Here is a 17,913-nt window from a genome sequence, read left to right as displayed (position 1 = left end):
GACCCGGGGCCGGACCGGGACCCCGACCCTGTCACTCCTCGGGGAGTTGCGCCTGCGCCTGCGCCAGGATCTCCGTCAGCCGGGCCCCGAACTCGGCCCCGCGCGGATCCGGTACGCCCGTCCTCGCGGCGTCGAGCAGTGCGTCCAGGGCCCGCCCGTAGGCGCCCGGCACGTCGCTCCAGCCGGGCAGCGCGTACACGCCCTCGGCGCCGCGCAGTTCCAGCCCCACCCCGGCCGCCTCGCGCGGTGCGCCCAGGCTGAGCACGGCGGTGCTGGCGGCGCCGGAGGCGTGCCGCAGGGCCAGCTGCACCACGTCGGAGGGGCCCCGGGTGGCGCTGACCTCGGTGACTTCGCCGAGAATCGGGATCAGCACGGACAGGGCGTGCGGGCCGACGTCCCACAGGCCCCCCTTGGCCTTGCGCCAGGGCGAGTCCGCGTACGCGCCGGGGGTGCCGTCGGGCGGGAAGACGGCGCCGAGCCAGTGGGCGGCCGCGGTGAACCAGCCGGAGCGTCCGGCCTGCTCCGCCACCCAGCCGGCGGTGGGCTCGGCGAAGCGGAGGGTGAGGAAGACCACGGAGGCGACCCGGTGCCGGGCCGCGGCGTCGGCGACGGACCGGGCCTCCTCCACGGTGGTGGCGACGGGTTTGTCGAGCAGCAGGTGGCAGCCGGCGGCAGCGGCCCGCACGGCCAGCGGAGCCTGGACGTCCGGCGGCAGGGCGAAGGCCACGGCGTCACAGTCGGCGAACAGCGCGTCGGGGTCTTCGTACACCTTCACGCCGTACTCGCGCGCCAGCTCGGCCGCCGCCTCGGGGCGTCGGCCCCACACTCCGACGAATTCCGAGCCCGGGTGCGCGGCCAGCGCGGGGGCGTGCGTGCGGTGTGCCCAGGGACCGGTGCCCAGGAGTCCGATCCGGGGGCGGCGGCCTGCGAAAGCCTGGCCGACGGCACGCTCGGCAGGATCCGCGGCGAGGTGGGCGGAGGGGTCTCCGGAGGGACCTCCAGCGGGGTTCACAGCAGACGAAGTGCTCACCGGGCCAGTCTGCCCCACCCGGGCGGGCGCCCCGCCACCAACCCGCACATCCCGCCCGACCTGCGGTGCAAACCCCGGTAACACGGGGTTCACACCCGGGCAACGGAAGGGAAATCGCGGAGGGGCACGCTGCGGTCATCACCGCAGCGACCCGCAGAGTCTGAGGATGGGGCCCGTGAGCTACAAGGCTGAGTACATCTGGATCGACGGCACCGAGCCGACGGCGAAGCTTCGCTCCAAGACGAAGATCCTCGGGGACGGCGACGCCCTGCCGATCTGGGGCTTCGACGGATCGAGCACGAACCAGGCCGAGGGCCACGCCTCCGACCGCGTGCTGCAGCCGGTGTTCTCCTGCCCGGACCCGATCCGCGGCGGGGACGACGTCCTGGTGCTGTGCGAGGTCCTGAACATCGACATGACCCCGCACGAGTCGAACACCCGCGCCCTGCTGCGTCCGGTCGCGGAGAAGTACGCCGGGCAGGAGCCGATCTTCGGCATCGAGCAGGAGTACACCTTCTTCGACGGGTCCCGCCCGCTCGGCTTCCCGGTCAACGGCTTCCCGGCCGCGCAGGGCGGCTACTACTGCGGCGTCGGCTCCGACGAGATCTTCGGCCGCGAGATCGTCGAGAAGCACCTGGACCACTGCCTCGTGGCGGGCCTGAGCATCTCCGGCATCAACGCCGAGGTCATGCCGGGCCAGTGGGAGTTCCAGGTCGGCCCGGTCGGCCCGCTGGAGGTCTCCGACCAGCTGTGGATCGCCCGCTGGCTGCTCTACCGCACCGCCGAGGACTTCAACGTGTCGGCGACGCTGAACCCGAAGCCCGTCAAGGGCGACTGGAACGGCGCCGGCGCGCACACCAACTTCTCCACGAAGGCGATGCGCGAGGACTACCGCGCGATCATCTCCGCCTGCGAGGCCCTGGGCGACGGCTCGAAGCCGCTGGACCACGTGAAGAACTACGGCGCCGGCATCGACGAGCGCCTGACGGGCCTGCACGAGACGGCCCCCTGGAACGAGTTCAGCTACGGCGTCTCCGACCGCGGCGCGTCCGTGCGCATCCCGTGGCAGGTGGAGAAGGACGGCAAGGGCTACATCGAGGACCGCCGCCCGAACGCGAACGTGGACCCGTACGTGGTGACCCGCCTCATCACGGACACCTGCTGCGCCGGCCTGGAGAAGGACGGCCTGGTCTGAGACCGGTCGCACGCCATGACCGCCCTCGCCACCCATGACGACGCCCGCCGAGCCATCGAGCTCCGGCGGGCGTCGCCGTACGGGCTCGGACACCGCGGGCCCGGACACCGCGCGCCCGGACGCCCTTGCGCAGCCGCCGCGTTGACGGAATGTCCGGGTTTTGACCGACCATGATCACGGAATATGAGATTCCGATCCACCCTGTGAGACAAGGTCTGCCCCGGGACCCGGACATCTGCTTGAATGAGCGCATGGCCAGCCACTCGCACACCTCGAACGGTCGCAGCGACCTCGAGCCGTTCTGGCCGTCCCGTCAGGATCACGATTTCGACCGGGTGTGTTGCCGCGCGAAGAACGCGCCGGCCCTCTAAAGCCTCCGGGACCTGTCTTCCGAACCTCCCCGAGGCCTTCGGTCTGCGCGGTACGACGACGTACGTCTCCCGTCGAACCCTCCGCGTGAAAGAGCTGACCACTCATGTCTCAGACCCGTTCGCTGACCTCTGCCGCCTCCGCCGCGACCGCCCCCTTCCCCTACCCTCCCAGTCCGCGCCACCGGCTTCGCGCCGTGGACCGGGACGAGGTGGCCCGCGTCGTGGACCTCCTGCCGCCCGGGGCCACCTGGCTGCCCGCCCCCCAGCACGCCCTCCCGACGCTGCCGGGCCAGCCGCCGATGATCGGCTACCTGGTGCTCGTGCCGGCCGACCAGCAGCCGCCGATCGCCTTCGCCCCGCACGCCGTCACCGCACCCGTCACCGCACCGGCGGCGCAGCCCGCCCCGCAGGGCCGGGCCCCCGAGGCGCCCGCGACCCGGGGCGACGCCCTGGTCCGCATCGACCCGGCGCAGCGCACCGCCGAGGTCGACGGCAAGGTACTGGACCTGACCTACCTGGAGTTCGAGCTGCTGGCCCACCTGGTGCAGCACCCGCACCGGGTGCACAGCAGGGACCAGTTGGTGACCACGGTCTGGGGCTACGGCCACGTCGGCGACGGTCGCACCGTGGACGTCCACATCGCCCGCCTGCGCCGCAAGCTGGGCGCCGCCCACCGCGGCGCGATCCAGACGGTGCGCCGGGTGGGCTACAAGTACACCCCCTGACCGACCCGCGGAGACGGTCGGCAGGGGCCGGCGGCGGGCCACTGCGCCGAGCAGCGCGTCCACCAGCAGGAAGACGACCAGGCTGATCCCCAGCATCGGGACGAACCAGCCGACCGCGGCCGCCATCGCGGCCAGCGGCAGCAGCAGCGTCACCGGCAACCTCCGCCAGGCGCCGCGCGGCTGCGCCCGGCCGACCGACAGCTTCCGCTCCTTCGTCGGCCGGCGCAGCCACCACATCCGATAACCCCAGAAGACCAGGAACATCACGGCGGCGGCCAGGGCCGCGAGTGCGATCTGGTTGGCGAGCCCGAAGGTCGTCCCCATGTGCAGGTCGATGCCGAAGCGCGTCAGCTGGGCGAGCAACGGGTGGTCGGCGAAGCGCAGTTCGTCCAGGACCCGGCCGTCGGCGGGGTCGACGGCGACGGCGTCCAGGTGCACCGGCACCTGCCTGTCCTTCTCCTTGACCACGTACCCCTTGCCCGCGGTCGGCAGGGTGATCTGGAGGTACTCGGTGACCCCGGCGGCGCGGGCCGCCGACACGGCCCCGTCGATGCCGATGTCGGCGGTGACCGGCGGCGGGGGCATCTCGGTGCCCTCGGGCATGGTGTGCCCGGCGTGCTCGTCGGACCCGCCGGACGGGCCGCCGGCCACGGAGGCGGAGACGGACGGGGTGGCCCCGCCGAGCCGGTCCTGGAGCTGCCCGATGTTCTCACCGGCGTACTTCGACCAGGTCAGGCCGGTGGCGGAGAGCGCGACCAGGCCGATCGCGGCCCAGAGTCCGACGCTCCCGTGCCAGGACAGTGTCCGGCGCCGGCCGGTGGCCCCGCGGTCCGGGAGGACCAGCTGGGACCTGCGCCCGCGGCGGCGGCCGATCCACAGGGCGACGCCGCCCAGGGCAACCACCCACAGCCAGCTCGCGGCGAGTTCGCTGTAGTTCCGGCCGAACTCGCCGAGCTGGAGGCTGGAGTGGAACTCGCTCAGCCAGGCCCGCAGGGGCAGTGCGTCGCCCACCGTCGTGAGCTGCCCGCGCACATCCGCCGTGTACGGGTCGACGAACACGGTGAGGGTCTCGCCCTCGGCCAGTCCCGGGCTCTCCAGGATCACGCGGGTGGTGGCGTCGGCCTCGGGCGCGGGCCACACGGACACGACCTCGCCCTTCGGCGCGACGTCCCGCGCCGCCGCGACCTGGGCACTGAGCGGCAGGGCGCTGTCGCCGACGCGGGCGACGGTCAGCTCGTCGGAGTAGAGGATCTTCTCGGCCTGCCAGGATCCGGCGTACAGCAGACCGGTGGCGGCGGCGAGGAACAGCAGCGGGGCGATCAGGAGCCCGGCGTAGAAGTGCACGCGCAGGAGCAGCGGCCGCAGGGCGGCCCAGCCGCCGCTACGGCGTCCGGGTATGTCGGGGTCGGTGTCGGCGTCCGGGGTACGGACGTCCTGAGCCTCTTCGAGGGACATGTGGGTCCTAAGTGTGGGCGAGACGCGGGGAAGCGGCCCCGGGTGCCGCCCCTCGCCGAAGAGGTGCGCCGGTCAGGCGCGGGCAGGACGGCCGGGGGCCGTGGTGCGGAACGCTCGGCCCGCGGGCGGCCCGCGGCGCACCACGGCGTGGGCGTGCACGGCCCCGCGCAGCCGGCGCGGACGGGCGTACCGGGGGCGTCGCGCCGGCGCCGCCGGGGCGGCGGCCACGGGAGCCGTCCGCGCCCGCAGCAGCAGGAACGCGCGGGCGAGCGGCCCCGCGGCGTGCAGGGCGGCGGAACCCAGGGCCCGGGCCAGCCGGAAGACGGCGGCCTCGCCCCGGACCAACCAGGCGGCGCAGAACAGTCCGGCGAGCACGTGGGCGGCGATCATGGCGACCCCGCCCCGGCCGGCCATGTCTGCCATGTCTGCCACGTCTGCCATGCCGGCCACGTCTGCCATGCCGGCCGTCTCGCCCATGCGGCCCGCCCCGGCCGTTCCACCCGTGTCGGCCATGGGGTGGTGCGCGTGGGCGGCCCCGGGCGGAGGTCCGGCGGCCTGGCTCCCGGAGAACACGAGGTGCAGCGCCCCCTGCACGGCGAGCAGGGTGGCGGTGATCCCCGCCGGGCCGCGTCGGCGTCCGGCACCGAGCCAGGCGAGCGCGCCGGTCACCCCGAAGGCACCCAAAAGGCCGAAGAGCGGAATATCCGTGCCGGACATGTACGAGTGCCCCACCGCACCCAGTGCGACACACATCGCCGCGAAGGTCGCGGCCCGTGTCGCGCGCATCGGCGCGGGGTTCTCTGTCATGGCCGGGACATGTTCCCACGGAACCCGGTGGTGCCCGCCAGTGGGCCGTATCCGATCATGGGCGGGTGAATCCGATTCCACTGGGCGCGGTGTACGCCGGCGGGGTGCAGGTCGGGGCGTACGCCCTGGAGCGGAGGGCGGCGGCGGACCGCGAACGGCTGCTCCGCGACTGCTCGACGAATGTCGACAATCTCGCCGCCGGGCGCTGGGAGACGCTGCTGACCAGCGCCTTCGTCGTCGAGGAACCCATGCCGCTGCCGTACGCACTGCTGCTCGTCGCGGTCCTCGGGTATGCCGAGTACGCGTACGGCGCCTGGTGGACGGCCGCGGTGTTCCTGTTCGGGCACGCCTCGGCGACGCTCCTCGTATACGGCGCACTGCGCAGGACGACCGATCCGCGCACCCGGCGGGCCCTGGACGTGGGGACCAGTTACGGCTTCAACGCCGTGCTCGGCACGCTGACCTCGGCCCTGCCGCGCGGGGCCGTGCGTACGGCCGCCCGGGCGGTACTGCTCGCGCTGGCCGCGGCGCCCGTGGTCAAGCGGGGGCGGACCTTCACCGACGCCGGACACCTGGCCGCGCTCGGCATCGGCATCGGGGTAGGACTGGCCGCCGATTGCCTTTCCGGGGCCAACCGCCGGAACATTGGATCAACGATCTGCTGATACGACTGACCACACCGCTGGAGCAGCCACGATGACCGCCCTCCCCTCCACCACCGTCGCAAACCTCCGCGACCTCGGCGGCACCCCGCTCCCCGGCGGTCGCAGCGTCCGGCCCGGCCTGGTGCTGCGCTCGGGGCAGCTCGACCGGCTCGACCCCGAGGCCGACCCGGTGGTGTCCGCGCTGGGCCTGCGCACCGTCATCGACTTCCGCAGCGAAGCCGAGCGCACCGACCACCCCGACCGGGTTCCGGCCGGGGCCCGGGCCCTGGTCGGCGACGTGTTCGCGGACCGGGTGCGGGCCGGCGGGACGCCCGCCGCCGCGCAGCTCAAGGACCTGCTGTCCGACCCGGTGGTCGCCGAGGAGCAGCTGGGCGGCGGCAAGGCGCAGGCCCTGTTCGGGCAGGTCTACCGGTCCTTCGTGAGCTCCGGCTCCGCGCAGGCCGCGTTCCGGCTGCTGCTCACCGAGGCCGCCGACCCGCAGGCGGGCCCGCTGCTCTTCCACTGCACGGCCGGCAAGGACCGTACGGGCTGGGGCGCGACGGTCATCCTGTCACTGCTCGGCGCGGACGACGAGACCCTGATGGCCGAATACCTCTCGGTGAACCCGGCCGTCAAGCAGGCCTTCGCCCCGATGATCGAGGGCTTCACGATGGCCGGCGGCGACCCGGACATCGCGCTCGCGCTGATCGGCGTCTTCCCCGAGTACCTGCGGGCCGCGCTGGACGAGGTCGAGACCCGCTACGGCTCCATGGAGAAGTACGTGCGCGAGGGGCTGGGCGTCCCGGACGAGACGGTGGGGGCGCTGCGCGCCCGCCTGGTGGTCTGACCAGGACGGACGGGCGGTTCCCGGTCCCGCACAGCGCTCCCGCTGCGACTGCGCCGGCTCAGGATTCCGCCCGCTCCCCGGCGGGTCGGCCCGAACGCGTGGACTGGGGGCGGGTGACCATCCGACGATTCGCTCGTTCTGCTGAACGTGACTGCGCCGGATACCGCCACCCGCCCCCTGTCTCCCGACGTCGAGCAGGCCGAGGCCGCCATCGTCGAGCACTACCCGCGGCTGGTGCGGCTCGCCTACCTGGTGCTGCCGCCCTCCCTCGGCCGTCACCGACGCGTGCTCACCGCCCACTCGCTGGCCCAGCGGGCCCTGCCGCGCGGGCGGCGGGACGCGGCGGCGGCCGTCCGGGGCGGGGTCCCCGGCCGCGGCGGCGAGGACGTGGACGGCCAGGGGTACGCGTACGTCCGGCTGCGCGTCCTGCGCTCCGCGCTGGAGGCCGGGCTCCCGCTGACCTTCCGCGCCCTGCCCCGGCGCGTGCAGCTGCCACCGGCGCTGCCCCAGGTGTGGGGGCTGCGGCTGTTCCCGCGCTCGGGCGGCGCCGAGGAGCTCGCCCTCGACCAGTGGCTGGCCACCCTCGCCGGGCCGGGCCGGGCCGCGTGCGTGCTGCGGGCCCTGGAGCGGCTGTCGGAACCGGAGGTGCTCCGGGTGCTGACCGAGGCCGGGGTCGCGGACCCGGCGGCCGCCGTCGCGGAGTCCGGGGACCCGGTGCACGACACCCTGTTCGCCTCCCCCGAGTTCGACCCGTGCGTGCTCCAGGCGCGGCCCACCGACCTGCTGCGCCGGCGCCGTCTCGCCCGGGCCGCGCTGGCCGCCGGGGCCGCCCTCGCCGTGTGCGGGGCGCTGCTCGCGCTGCCCGGCGGGGGCTGGGGCGCGGACGGGGCCGCCGCTCCCCCGTACGCGCGCAACGCGGCGGCCGAACAGGCCCTGGACCCCGGGCAGCTGGTGCGGGCCGCGGCCGCGCGGTGGAGCACGTCCTCCCGTACCGACTTCTCCGCCTGGCCCGCGCGCGGCGACCGCGCGGAGGACGCGGAGCTGTTGCGCCGGGCGTTGGCCGTATGGGCCCGGCCCGGTTCCGCGGTCGTGGTCTCGGCCACCCCCGGGACCCCGTCCGGGCCGCCGATGGGGCCGGCCCAGCTGCTGTTCGCGGGCACCGTCGACCAGGCCGTCGTGGTCCTGCTGTACGACGGCCTGCGCGTGGTCCGGTACGCCGAACCGCGCGACGGGACCGCGGGCGCCGCCCTCGACTTCGCCCGGACCGACGGCGCGTCGGCCGCCACCGCGACCGGGCTGGTGCTGAGCCGGGTCGACGGCAACGTCCGCTACCTGGCCGCGCCCTGGGTGACCGGCGCCGCCCTGCGGGACCTGCTCAAGCCGGGCGAGGCACCGGCGGCCCTCAGGCTGACCCCGGACGGGGTCACCCCGCCGGTCGCGAGCCCCGCCCCGGGCGGCAGCTGCACCACCTGGAACGCCCTGTCCCTGACCGGGGACGGCGGCGCCCGGCTGGTCACCGACCTCGGTGAACTGACGCCGGCCCGGCTGACCTCGGGGGCGCCCGGCGCCGAACGCGACGTGACGGAGGCCGCCGACTTCGGGGACTGGGCGAAGATCGCCTGCCTGCTGCCCTCGGTCCGCTCGCACGGGGTCCGTACGGTCAACGCCTGGACGTACGCCAAGCAGCCGCTGCCGGAGGGCGAGGGCACGGCGGCCTGGCTCTGCACCCGGGCCGAGACCTGGCAGGGCACCGCGGACCGGGTACAGGCCCAGTTCCTGGCCCCGAGTGCCCCGCTCGCCGCTCAGGCCGCCAAGTCGGAAGGCTCGGTGGCGTGCGGCCCCCGGGAACCGCGGGTGCTGGCGGGCGTGCTGTGGAAGTCCCGCGCGGGCCAGTGGTACGTCCTGGCCGCGGGCAGTGCGCAGTTCGCCTCCCTGTCGGTGTCGGGCGGCGGCGTCAACGGGAGCGCGAACGGCAACCGCCTGGCGGTCAAGGCCCCGGCGGGCGCCGAGGTCGAACTGTCGGGCAAGCTGACGGACGGCACGAAGGCGGGCGTCCTGCGCTGAGACCGCAGGCGCGGGGGGGGGCGCGGGCACGTCACGGCACGTCACGGCACGGGAAGTGGGCGCAGGGGGGTTCTCCTGACTCCTACCCATCAGTACATTGACGCCATGTCTAATACGCCGCCCGCGCCCGCCCCCGTGGCGTCGGAACACATAGACCTCGCGCCCCGGAAGGTGTCCTTCGGCTGGGAGGACACCCCGCTCCACTGGCTGCCCGAGGAACCCTTCGCGGGGCACATGATCAATGTGCTGCACCTGCTGCTGCCCGCCGGCGAGCGCTGGTTCGTGCACGTCTACAAGCAGGTCCTCCCGTACATCGAGGACGAGCGGCTGCGCGCGGACGTCATCGGCTTCATCGGGCAGGAGGCCATGCACGCCGCCGCCCACGACGACGTGCTGCCCCACCTCAAGCGGCTGGGCCTGGACCCGACCCCGTACACGGCCCAGGTCGACTGGCTCTTCGAGAAGCTGCTCGGCGACCGGACCCTGCCGCCCGGTCGGGCCCGGCACTGGTGGCTGATGGAGCGGGTCGCGATGATCGCGGCCATCGAGCACTACACCGCCTTCCTCGGCGACTGGGTGCTGAACGCCGACGAGCTCGACCGGCGCGGCGCCGACCCCACCATGCTGGACCTGCTGCGCTGGCACGGGGCGGAGGAGGTCGAGCACCGCTCGGTGGCCTTCGACCTGTTCATGCACGTCGACGGCAACTACCGCCGCCGGGCCCGGACCTGGGCGACCGGTTTCGCGGCGCTGGTCTTCCTGTGGCAGCGCGGCGTCCGCTTCTTCATGGAGAACGACCCGCACCTGGTCGACGGCAAGGCATCCTTCGGGCAGTTCTTCCGCGCCGGCCGGCAGGGCGTGCTCCCCACCACCGGCGCGATGCTGAAGTCCGTCCCGAAGTACCTCTCCCGTACCTACCACCCCTCGCAGGAGGGCTCGACGGCCCAGGCCGCGGCCTACCTCGCCACCTCCCCCGGCGCGAACGGCGGTGCGCGTTCATGAGGCGCGCCCTGGCCGTCACGGCGGTGGCGGGTGCGGCGTGGGCGGCCAGGCGCGCCCTGCGCCGCCGCATCGGGAAGTCCCCGCTGTGGCCGCTGCCCGCCCTGGAGGCACCGGTCTCCGGCCACTCCCCGCGCCGCCCGCTGCGCGCCCGGATCACCTCGCGCACGGAGCCGGCCGAGGGCGTGCTGCGGCTGACGCTGGAGGGCCCCGCCCTGCCGCCGTGGACGCCCGGAGCGCACGTGGACGTCACGCTGCCCTCGGGGCTGGTGCGCCAGTACTCGCTGTGCGGCGATCCCGCGGAGGCGGGCACGTACACGATCGCGATCCGGCTGGTCGAGGACGGCCGGGGCGGCTCCCGCGAGGCGCACGCCCGGCTGTTGGAGGGCGCCGAGTTGGAACTGCGCCCGCCGCGCAACCGGTTCGCGCTCCTGCCGGCTCCCTCGTACGTGTTCGTCGCGGGCGGCATCGGCATCACCCCGCTGCTGCCGATGGTCCGGGCGGCCGAGGCGGCGGGCGCCGACTGGACCCTCCTGTACGGGGGCCGCTCGCGCGCCTCGATGCCCTTCCTGGCCGAGCTGGCCGCCTACGGCGACCGGGTGGCCGTCCTTCCCGAGGACGAGGTGGGCCTCCCGGACCTGGGCGCGCTCGCCGCGACGGGGCCCGGCGCCCTGGTCTACTGCTGCGGCCCGGAGCCCCTGATGCGGGCCGTCACGGCGGCCGTACCCGACCCGGAATCGGTCCGGCTGGAGCGTTTCGCACCCGCGGCGTCCGGCCCGGCACGGCCCTTCACCGTCGAACTGCGCCGCTCGGGGCGCACGGTGGAGGTCGGCGCGGACGAGAGCGCCCTGGCGGCGGTCCGCCGCGAGCTGCCCGCCACGCCCTACTCCTGCGGGCAGGGCTTCTGCGGCACCTGCCAACACCGGGTGCTGGCGGGCGAGGTGGACCACCGCGACGCACTCCTCACGGACGGCGAACGCGAGGACTCCATGCTGCTGTGCGTCTCCCGCGCCGAGGGCGACCGCCTGGTCCTGGACCTCTGAGCTCCCGGGACGTGCGCCCGCGGAGCCCTGGCCGGGCTGGGGGTGGCTCGAAGTAGGGTGTCCGCATGACAACCGGAGTGCGGCGCAGGATGGGTGTCGAGGAGCGGCGGCAGCAGCTGATCGGGGTGGCCCTCGAACTCTTCAGCCACCGCTCTCCCGACGATGTGTCGATCGACGAGATCGCGGCGGCCGCGGGCATATCGCGGCCGCTCGTCTACCACTACTTCCCCGGCAAGCTGAGCCTGTACGAGGCGGCGTTGCGGCGCGCTGCCGACGAGCTGGCGCAGCGGTTCGTGGAGCCCAAGGAGGGGCCGCTCGGGGCGCGGCTGCTGCGGGTGATGGGGCGGTTCTTCGCCTTCGTCGACGACCACGGGCCGGGCTTCTCGGCGCTGATGCGCGGCGGCCCGGCGGCCGGGAGCAGCCGGGCCAACGCCATGATCGACGAGGTCCGGCAGGCGGCGTACGAGCAGATCCTGACGCACCTGGGCATCGAGGAGCCGCCCGCACGGCTGGAACTCGTCGTGCGTTCCTGGGTGTCGCTCGCGGAGTCCACGGCGCTGATCTGGTTGGACGGGCGCAGGATCCCCCGGGCCGAGCTGGAGTTGCAACTGGTGCACGACTTCGCCGCGTTGGCCGCCGTGAGCGCCGCGTACGACACGGAGATGGCGGGGATCCTCGTACGGATCCTGGCCGGTGAGCCGGCCGACGGGCCGTTCGGGGAGCTCGTGGGGCGGCTCGGCGGCTTGATTCCGCATGAGGTGCCCGGCCCCCGGTGATCACGGTTGTGGCGATAATGCCCGCGTGATCATTGACGACGGGATCTTGTTCCGGCGGGCCGGGGAGAAGGACACCGGCACCTTGGTGCTGCTGCACGACCAGGCCGCCCGGTGGATGCTGGAGCACGGGATCGAGCAGTGGAAGCCGGGCGAGAAGGATGCCGCGCACTTCCTGGCGCGGATGCGCGACGGGGAGGTCTGGCTGGTCGGCGACGCCGACGGCCGCGTCTGCGGGGCGTACGAGCTGTGGTGGTCCGACGAGGAGGCCTGGGGTGTCCAGCCTCCGGTGGCGGGCTACGTGCACCGGCTGATGGTGGAACGCGAGGCCGCGCCCGCCGGGACCGGGCGGCGCATGCTCGAACACGCCGAGCGGCGGATCGCCGGGACCGGCCGCGAGCGGGCGCGGCTGGACTGCGTCTCCACCAACCCCCGGTTGCTCGCGTACTACCGTGGCGCGGGCTACCGGGTGGTCGGGGAGTTCCCCCACAAGGAGGGTGCGGACGGCAGGATCTACGGGGTGATCCTGCTGGAGAAGCGGCTCGACCGGCTCAGCGTCGTGTGAAGACCGCCACCGTGCGGGCCGGGGTGGTGAACTCTCCCGTCGTGGTGTCGTAGGCGGACCGCTTGACGGCGGCGTCGGATCCCGCCGCCTGCACCGGGTGCAGGGCGTAGGCGGTGCCCGCGAGGGCCGGCACGCGCTGCGGCTGGTCGGTGGGGGTGGCGTTGAAGACCACGACCAGGTCGCCCAGGACCATGGTGATCACGCCGGGGGTCTCGTCCTTGCCCGAGAGGGGGAAGGACAGCTTCTGCTGGACCGCGTCCGCCGTGGTCAGACCGAAGGACCGTTCCGTCGTACGGATGGTGAGCAGGTCGCGGTAGGCGGCCGAGGTCGCGCCGATCTCGGCGCAGCCCGGGGCCGGGCCGGTCAGCAGGGGCTTCGCGTAGGGCCACTTGGGGGCGTTGTCCGCGGCCGGCGGCAGGCCCCGGCCGAAGCCGTTGCCGTCCCGGCAGTCCCACTGGATGGCGTTGAACCAGTCGCCGCTGTCGTAGGAGTTGCGGTCCAGGGACTTGGAGCGCAACAGGTCCGTACCCGCCTGGGAGAGGGCCGGCCCCTGGGAGAGGGCGGCCGTCGCCATGGCCAGTACCTGCATGCGGGCCCGGTCGCCGGGGGCGGTGGCCGGCGGGAGCTTGAACGTCAGGGCGTCGGCGAGGGTCTCGTTGTCATGGGCGTCCGCGTAGGCGAGGGCGTCCCCGGGGGCGGCCGCGTAGCCGGCCGGGGCGCCGTTGTAGTCGACCTCGGAGCCCTTGACGCGGCGGCCGGTGGTGTCGGTGAAGGTGTAGGAGGCCAGGTTCCCGGACAGGCCGACCTTGATCAGGTCCTGGGCGTGCAGCAGGCGCGCCCGCTGCTCGGCCGGGGTGCCGTTGGCCGGGGATCCGTTGGGCTCGGTGAACAGGCCGGACGCGAAGCCCTGCACGCGCGGGTCCTCGTCGAAGGGGCCGCCGCCGCGGACCGCGTCGCGCGCCCGGTCGGAGAAGGTGGCGATGCCGGTCCCGGCCATGTTCTTCTGACTGGCCTGGACGAAGCGGGCGTCGTCGGCGATCTCGCCGAAGTTCCAGCCCTCGCCGTAGAGCACGATCTTCTTGCCGTCGACCCCGTCCTTGGCGGGCGTCAGGGCGTCGAGGGCGGCACGGACCGCCAGGATGTTGGCCTTGGGGTGGTGGCCCATCAGGTCGAAGCGGAAGCCGTCGACCTTGTACTCCTTGGCCCAGGTGACGACGGAGTCCACGACGAGGCGGCCCATCATGGCGTTCTCGGGGGCCGTGTTGGCGCAGCAGGTGGAGGTGGCGACGCTGCCGTCCGCCAGCAGCCTCTGGTAGTAGCCGGGGACGATCCGGTCGAGCACCGACTTGTCCGACTGCCCGGCGGCGACGGTGTGGTTGTAGACCACGTCCATCACGGTGCGCAGCCCGGCGCCGTTCAGGGACTGGACCATCCTGCGGAACTCGACGGTGCGGGCGGTGCCGTTCGGGTCGCTCGCGTAGCTGCCCTCGGGGACCGTGTAGTGCAGCGGGTCGTAGCCCCAGTTGTAGGCGTCCTTGGCGGCGGCCGCCGCCACGCAGGCCTGCTGCTCGGGGGAGTCGGGCGCGTACACCGTGAGATCGCAGGCGGGCTCGGTGCGGTCCGCGGGCTTCTCCGGGATCGTGCCGATGTCGAAGGCGGGCAGCAGGTGCACGTACGAGGTGCCGGCGGCCGCCAGGTCGCGCAGGTGGCGCATGCCGGCCGAGCCGGACTCGGTGAAGGCCAGGTACTGGCCCTTGTGGGTGCTGGTGCGGTCCGCGACCGAGAAGTCTCGGACGTGCAGCTCCTGGATCTGCGCCGAGGTGAAGGGCACGGGCGCGGGCTTGCGCAGGTCCTTCCAGCCGGGCGGCGCGAGCTTCGGGTCGGTGAGGTCCACGGCCAGGCTGTGCGTGGAGTCGGTGGTCAGGGCGGTGGAGTAGGGGTCGGTGACCAGGTTGCGGACCACCTGCCCGGCGGCCGGGGCCCAGACGGTGACGGCGTAGCGGTAGGGCTTGCCGGTCCAGGAGCGCTCGCCGCGCACCGACCAGACGCCCGTGGCGTCGTCACGGCGCATGGCCACGGTGCGGCCGTCGAGTTCGAGGGCCACCTGCTGGGCGGTGGGCGCCCATACGGACAGGGTGGGGCGGCCGTCCTCGAAGACGGGTCCGAGCGGGGCGGCCTGCGCCCCGGGCGCGTACAGGTCGTCCAGTACGCCGGCCAGTTGCACGCCGGTGGCGGCCAGGACGGCGCCGTTCGCGGCGCGGGCGCCGGCGACGAGCTGCCCGCGCAGGGCCTCGCGGACCCGGTCGCGGTCCCGGGGGTCGACGGTGAAGGCGGTGGAGGCGGCCAGGTGCGGGAACCTCCGCTTCTGGGCCTCCGAGAGCTGCGACGCGTTCAGGCGCAGCCATGTCGCCCGTCCGGTCAGGGTGCCGCCCGCCGCCTTGATCGCGCCCTCGCGGGAGGCGAGGAGCTGGACGGAGGCAGCGGCGGCGGGGGCGTTCCAGGCGACGGTGTCGCGGTCGATCCACACCGCGTGGGCCTTGGTGAGGTCCAGTGCGGCGGCCGAGCCGGCGGGTTGCGGGAGGAGGTACTTCTCCTGGCCGCCCAGCATCCACACCTCGTGGCCGGTGGCCCTCAGGTCCAGGGACTGGTCGGAGGGCAGGTCCTTCTCGTCGCCCTTGTGCAGGATGTAGCTGAGCGAGGTGGCCCCGGCGGCGAGCGGGACCTCGTACACCGCGCCGTAGGAGTCGGTGCGGGCCGGAGGCAGCGGCTTGGACCAGTCGGTCGGGTTCGCGGCGCCGGTCCACACGTGCAGGCCCCAGCCGTCGTAGGCGCCGTCGGGGCGCTGGTAGTGCAGGACGGCCTTGCCCGTGTCCTGCGGGGGGTAGGCGGGCCGCTCGGTGCGGGCGGCCTCCTTGCCCTGCTCCAGCCAGACCTCGCCGGTCTTCGTCACGTCGACGGTGCGGTCGGCGGCGACGTCCTTGTTGCCGTCCTTGTCGATGACGAGGTAACCGACCGAGGTGGCGCCGGGCTTGAGCTTGACGTGGGCGAAGGCGCCGTAGGCGTCGCGGCCGGTGAAGGCGTGGCCCTCGGGCCACGGCGTCGCCTCGCCCTCGGCGATGTCGCCCCAGGCGTAGAGCCGCCAGTTCGTGTAGTCGCCGTCGGGTCGGTTGTAGTGGACGACCGCGTAGTCGCGCTGGGTGGCGGTGGGCACCTCGACGGGCGGGAGCTGCCCGGCGACGGAGTCGGCGAGGGCGCTCGCGGTGCGCCCGGCGGAGTCGACGACGACCGCCTTGTAGCGCAGCGGCGTGCCTGCCGGGACGGTGAGGTGCTGGGTGACCTTGTACGGCGCGTGGTCGGCCGAGCCGAGCACCTGCCACTTCTCATTGCCGGTCCGGGCGGCGAAGACGACCCGGTTCAGGCCGCCGCCGCTGACGTCGGCGGACAGCTCGACGGTGCCGGCCGCGCCGGGGGCGGGGGCCTTCAGGGTGAGGGCGGGCTTGCCCGCGGGTGCGGCGAGCGGGGCGACGCCCTGGAGGACGACCGAGCCGAGGGCCGGGACGTTGACGGTGAGCTTGCCGGCCGCCGAGGCGCGGATCAGCGCGGTCCCGCCGTACAGGGTGCGGTACTGGGCGCCGGCCGGGGCGTCGATCTCCACGGTCCGGGGCTGGTTTCCGTTGTTGGCGGCGACCAGGTACTCGGTGCGGTCGCGGGGGTCCGTACGGGCGAAGGCGTAGACGGAGCCGTCCGCCAGGCGCTCGCTCTGGACGCCGTCGCGCAGGGCCGGGTGGGCCTTGGCCAGCTTCGAGAGAGCACTGATCTGTTGGTAGAGCGGGTGTCTCTGGTCGTAGGCGTCGCTCGCGTGCGTACGGTCCGTCCCGAGCTGGTCGTCGTCCAGGTAGTCGGCGGCCCGCGCGGCGAAGAGCGGCTGGCGGGAGTCCTTGTCGCCGCCCGCGCCGGTGAAGCCCTGCTCGTCACCGGAGTAGACGACCGGGTTGCCCCGGGAGAAGAACATCAGCTCGTTGGCCAGCCGGTAGCGGTCCAGCAGCTCCGGCTCCCCCGCTCCCGGCCGGTCCTGCTTGAGGAAGGTCCCGAAGCGGCCCATGTCGTGGTTGCCGAGGAAGGTCACCTGCTCGTAGGCGTTGGCCTTGTCGGTCGTGTACCGGTAGTCGTCACCGAGGACCGCGGCGAGCCGCCCGGCCCCCGCGCCCTGGGAGGCGTACGCGCGGATCGCGTCCTGGAGCGGGAAGTCGAGGGTGGCGTCCAGCCGCCCGCGCGTCACGTACGGGGACGTGACGGCGGTGTCGGCGGAGTAGACCTCGCCGAACATGAAGAAGTCGTCCCGGCCGCGCTGGGCGGCGTACTTGTCGAGGGCCGTCGCCCACTGGGTCCAGAAACCGGTGTTGACGTGCTTGACCGTGTCGATGCGGAAGCCGTCGATGTCGAAGTCCCGGACCCACTTCTCGTAGATCTTCTCCATTCCCTCGACCACCTCGGGGCGCTCGGTCCACAGGTCGTCGAGGCCGAAGAAGTCGCCCTGCTCGGAGGATTCGCCGGCGAAGGTGGAGTCGCCCCGGTTGTGGTACATCGCCGGGTCGTTGAGCCAGGCCGGGACCTTGGCCTTCTCCTTGCCGGCCGGGAGGAACGGCGTGCGCGGGAAGGATTCCGCGTCGGTCCTGGGGAACCTCTCCCGGGAACCGCCGGCCTCGTTGCGCTTCCCGCCCGCGCCGTCGGCGTAGTCCGCGTCGTCGAACGGCACCCCGTCCTTGGTCAGGTACGGGAAGGCGCCCTTGGAGAGGTATCCGTACGAGGCCTCGCGGTAGTCGACGACGTCGGCGGTGTGGTTGGTGATGACGTCGAAGAAGACCTTCATCCCCTTCCCGTGCGCCTTGTCGATCAGCCGCTCCAGATCCGCGTTGGTCCCGAAGTGCGGGTCGACCTGGGTGAAGTCGGTGATCCAGTAGCCGTGGTAGCCGGCCGAGACGTCGGTCCCCTTGCCCTGCACGGGCTGGTTCTTGAAGATCGGCGCCATCCAGATGGCCGTCGTCCCCAGGCCCTTGATGTAGTCCAGCCGGTCGGTGAGCCCCTTGAGGTCCCCGCCCTGGTAGAAGCCCTTGTCCGTCGGGTCCAGGCCGGTCTCCAGCCGGGTGCCGGTCAGGCCGCCCCGGTCGTTGCCCGGGTCGCCGTTCGCGAACCGGTCCGGCAGGACGAAGTAGAACTGCTCCCGGGTCAGGTCGTGGCGCGCCGGTTCGGCGGCGAGTTTCGCGTCCGAGGGCGGCGCGGGTGGGCGGGCCGCGGCGGCCGCGGCGGGGAAGGCGGGCAGGAGCGTCACGGCCAGGGCGGCGGCGAGGACTCCTGCGGCAGGGCGTATCAAGGCGAATCTCCTTGGTTACGTGTC

At 73.7% G+C, this 17,913-nt stretch carries 12 protein-coding genes and 1 pseudogene; 9 read left to right on the top strand and 4 right to left on the bottom strand.

The features are described 5' to 3' along the window. Positions 1–31: 31 nt before the first annotated feature. The gene (locus tag ACWFQ8_RS20835) at positions 32–910 is read right to left on the bottom strand and encodes a Gfo/Idh/MocA family protein (protein WP_453787752.1); all 879 of its coding nucleotides are present in this window, start codon (positions 908–910) and stop codon (positions 32–34) included. Positions 911–1,205: 295 nt separating this feature from the next. Here ACWFQ8_RS20835 and glnII point away from each other — a divergent pair, with 295 nt between their 5' ends. After that, entirely contained in the window at positions 1,206–2,225 is a 1,020-nt protein-coding gene (gene glnII / locus ACWFQ8_RS20830) for a glutamine synthetase (RefSeq protein ID WP_453787734.1), read from the top strand. Positions 2,226–2,700: 475 nt separating this feature from the next. Next, complete coding sequence (locus ACWFQ8_RS20825) at positions 2,701–3,321, top strand: winged helix-turn-helix domain-containing protein (RefSeq protein WP_453787751.1); 621 nt, start codon at positions 2,701–2,703, stop codon at positions 3,319–3,321. Positions 3,322–3,330: 9 nt separating this feature from the next. Here the strand turns inward: ACWFQ8_RS20825 and ACWFQ8_RS20820 are convergent. Together ACWFQ8_RS20820 and ACWFQ8_RS20815 are read right to left on the bottom strand one after the other, a co-directional pair. Next, positions 3,331–4,776: pseudogene (locus tag ACWFQ8_RS20820) on the bottom strand (PepSY-associated TM helix domain-containing protein); the annotation flags it as partial. 72 nt (positions 4,777–4,848) lie between these two features. Then, positions 4,849–5,583, bottom strand: a complete 735-nt coding sequence (locus tag ACWFQ8_RS20815; RefSeq protein WP_453787733.1) for a hypothetical protein — start codon at positions 5,581–5,583, stop codon at positions 4,849–4,851. A 65-nt stretch (positions 5,584–5,648) separates the two neighbouring features. Here ACWFQ8_RS20815 and ACWFQ8_RS20810 point away from each other — a divergent pair, with 65 nt between their 5' ends. The 7 genes from ACWFQ8_RS20810 to ACWFQ8_RS20780 all read left to right on the top strand — a co-directional run bounded on the left by ACWFQ8_RS20810 (position 5,649) and on the right by ACWFQ8_RS20780 (position 12,518). Further along, the gene (locus tag ACWFQ8_RS20810) at positions 5,649–6,248 is read left to right on the top strand and encodes a rhomboid-like protein (RefSeq protein ID WP_453787732.1); all 600 of its coding nucleotides are present in this window, start codon (positions 5,649–5,651) and stop codon (positions 6,246–6,248) included. Positions 6,249–6,279: 31 nt separating this feature from the next. After that, positions 6,280–7,074 (top strand): tyrosine-protein phosphatase, encoded by a 795-nt coding sequence (locus tag ACWFQ8_RS20805; protein ID WP_453787731.1) that lies wholly within the window; start codon positions 6,280–6,282, stop codon positions 7,072–7,074. A gap of 138 nt (positions 7,075–7,212) precedes the next feature. Further along, complete coding sequence (locus ACWFQ8_RS20800) at positions 7,213–9,138, top strand: hypothetical protein (RefSeq protein WP_453787750.1); 1,926 nt, start codon at positions 7,213–7,215, stop codon at positions 9,136–9,138. Positions 9,139–9,243: 105 nt separating this feature from the next. Continuing rightward, positions 9,244–10,140, top strand: a complete 897-nt coding sequence (locus tag ACWFQ8_RS20795) for a metal-dependent hydrolase (protein WP_453787730.1) — start codon at positions 9,244–9,246, stop codon at positions 10,138–10,140. Continuing rightward, positions 10,137–11,180, top strand: a complete 1,044-nt coding sequence (locus ACWFQ8_RS20790; protein ID WP_453787729.1) for a PDR/VanB family oxidoreductase — start codon at positions 10,137–10,139, stop codon at positions 11,178–11,180. Before ACWFQ8_RS20795 ends, ACWFQ8_RS20790 begins: the two co-directional genes overlap by 4 nt. Before the next feature lie 65 nt (positions 11,181–11,245). Further along, positions 11,246–11,956 carry a TetR/AcrR family transcriptional regulator gene (locus ACWFQ8_RS20785; protein ID WP_453787728.1) on the top strand — a complete coding sequence of 237 codons (711 nt, stop codon included), beginning with the start codon at positions 11,246–11,248 and terminating at the stop codon, positions 11,954–11,956. Between the two features lie 25 nt (positions 11,957–11,981). Beyond that, positions 11,982–12,518, top strand: a complete 537-nt coding sequence (locus ACWFQ8_RS20780; protein ID WP_453787727.1) for an N-acetyltransferase family protein — start codon at positions 11,982–11,984, stop codon at positions 12,516–12,518. On the opposite strand, the gene pulA is transcribed toward ACWFQ8_RS20780, so the two are convergent. Beyond that, entirely contained in the window at positions 12,505–17,889 is a 5,385-nt protein-coding gene (gene pulA, locus ACWFQ8_RS20775; RefSeq protein ID WP_453787726.1) for a pullulanase-type alpha-1,6-glucosidase, read from the bottom strand. The genes ACWFQ8_RS20780 and pulA overlap by 14 nt on opposite strands. Positions 17,890–17,913: the final 24 nt, after the last annotated feature.

This window comes from Streptomyces sp. NPDC055254 (genome assembly GCF_053606025.1).
The sequence above is the reverse complement of the archived record's forward strand: the minus strand, read 5'-3'. Positions and strand labels throughout refer to the sequence as shown.

Coding starts and splice junctions, on each gene's coding strand:
- ACWFQ8_RS20815 (WP_453787733.1), bottom strand. CDS start 5,583: ATGACAGAGAACCCCGCGCCGATGCGCGCGACACGGGCCGCGACCTTC.
- ACWFQ8_RS20790 (WP_453787729.1), top strand. CDS start 10,137: ATGAGGCGCGCCCTGGCCGTCACGGCGGTGGCGGGTGCGGCGTGGGCG.
- ACWFQ8_RS20805 (WP_453787731.1), top strand. CDS start 6,280: ATGACCGCCCTCCCCTCCACCACCGTCGCAAACCTCCGCGACCTCGGC.
- ACWFQ8_RS20785 (WP_453787728.1), top strand. CDS start 11,246: ATGACAACCGGAGTGCGGCGCAGGATGGGTGTCGAGGAGCGGCGGCAG.
- ACWFQ8_RS20795 (WP_453787730.1), top strand. CDS start 9,244: ATGTCTAATACGCCGCCCGCGCCCGCCCCCGTGGCGTCGGAACACATA.
- ACWFQ8_RS20825 (WP_453787751.1), top strand. CDS start 2,701: ATGTCTCAGACCCGTTCGCTGACCTCTGCCGCCTCCGCCGCGACCGCC.